3 protein-coding genes are annotated in these 1418 nt (G+C 65.2%); all 3 read right to left on the minus strand.

Annotated elements, in window-relative coordinates; translation table 11 throughout:
• Positions 1 to 221: ArsR/SmtB family transcription factor (locus VCB98_RS13860; protein WP_346053542.1), on the minus strand; the 221-nt coding region annotated here is incomplete at its 3' end.
• A gap of 103 nt (positions 222 to 324) precedes the next feature.
• Positions 325 to 1101, minus strand: coding sequence for a DUF1499 domain-containing protein (locus tag VCB98_RS13865; RefSeq protein WP_346053544.1), 777 nt, complete (start codon positions 1099 to 1101; stop codon positions 325 to 327).
• A gap of 40 nt (positions 1102 to 1141) precedes the next feature.
• The coding region (locus VCB98_RS13870; RefSeq protein WP_346053546.1) for a DUF3641 domain-containing protein at positions 1142 to 1418 on the minus strand (277 nt) is incomplete at its 5' end.

Here is a 1418-nt window from a genome sequence, read left to right on the forward strand (position 1 = left end):
TGGTACAGACGGCTGCGACCCTCGCGCTGGTGCTGGAGGAGGCCAGCCCGTTCCAGGGTGGCCAGGTGAAAGGAGAGGGTGGCCGGAGCGATATCCAGCGCCTGCCCGATGTCACCCGCCGCCACCCGGGCCGGGTATTGACGCACCAGCCAGCGGAAAACGCTCAGGCGGCTGGGCTGGGCCAGGGCGGACAGGGCTTCGGTGGCGTCTGTTATTTTCATGTTTCCAATAATATCAAAATGAATCAATGGAGGGCAAATGGCGGGGCAGATCGAAGGCAGAGAATGAGGGGCACGAGGCCCCCCAGCGCAGGAGGGGCTCTTGTCAGTCGTTCTCGCCCAGCCTATCCAGCAGCCGCTCCCGGAACTCGCGGATGCGTGCTGCATTGGTGCCCACATCCGAGCGGCCTACCCGGGATTTTGAGCGAATATCCAGTTCGCTGCCTTCGCCGCTCTCTCGAATGCGGATGACCACATCGTCCTTGAAACCGAACCAGCGGGTGGTGGCTGTGGCTTCCAGCCGACCGTCCGCCGCGTTCACGGCCACCAGCTCCCAGCCCATGGTCTGCGCTACCGTGACCGAGGCATCCAGGGCGGTCTCAGCATCCACGGACAGTCGCAGGGTTTCCAGGTCGGGATAGGCCTCCCGCTGCTGCTCGGCGGTTTCCTCGCCCGCGTATTCCACCGGATTGGGTGCATCCGCGCGCAGGGGGGCGATCTCGCGGAAGGCCGGTGGAGCATCAGTGTCGGTGCTGATGTCGTGAATGGGGGGCACGGACTGGGCCTGGGCTCGCCAGCCATAAGGGATAGCCACGCTCAGCGCGCCGGCCAGCAGTGCCACAAGGCTCAGGACAGCGGCACGACGGACACTGCCCAGGTAGAGGGCGAGGCCCAGCGGCGCCAGGGCCATGAGCGCCGTAAACAGGCCGATGAAGGCAGCGTATCGAAAGAGACCGAAGGCACCACCCAGCTCCAGCAGTCCCATGCGGTAGGCGGGGCCGGCCAGGGCCAGGAGCAACAGAGCGGTCAGCCCCAGAAAGAGCAGCAGCCAGCTCACTCGTGGAAGCCAGCGACGGATACTATCGGGCGATGCCTTGAACATGGTGGCTCCTCCAGTTGGCGGGCCACCATGGTAAGGGGGTTCAGGCCTCCCGCGCCAGTCCGCCGTCGTCGCTGCTGGCGTCTGTATCGCTCTCGCTCAAGGCACCACCACAGCTTGAGCCCTGGCCGGCGGTACAGCCATAGCAGTGCCCGGCCACGCGAATGGCCTGGCCGCTCAGGTCCTCGTCCAGCAGTTCGGACAGATGCCTGCGCCGGCCCCCCAGGCCCATATCCAGCATCTGGTTGAAGTCGCAGTCATAGACATAGCCTTGCCAGTCCACGCTGATCAGGCTGCGGCACATGACGTTCTTGAGGTTG

It is taken from the genome of Natronospira elongata (assembly GCF_034931365.1).
GTDB lineage: Bacteria > Pseudomonadota > Gammaproteobacteria > Natronospirales > Natronospiraceae > Natronospira > Natronospira elongata.

Excerpts from the sequence above, each read along its gene's own strand:
- VCB98_RS13865 (WP_346053544.1), bottom strand. The coding sequence starts at position 1,101 with ATGTTCAAGGCATCGCCCGATAGTATCCGTCGCTGGCTTCCACGAGTG.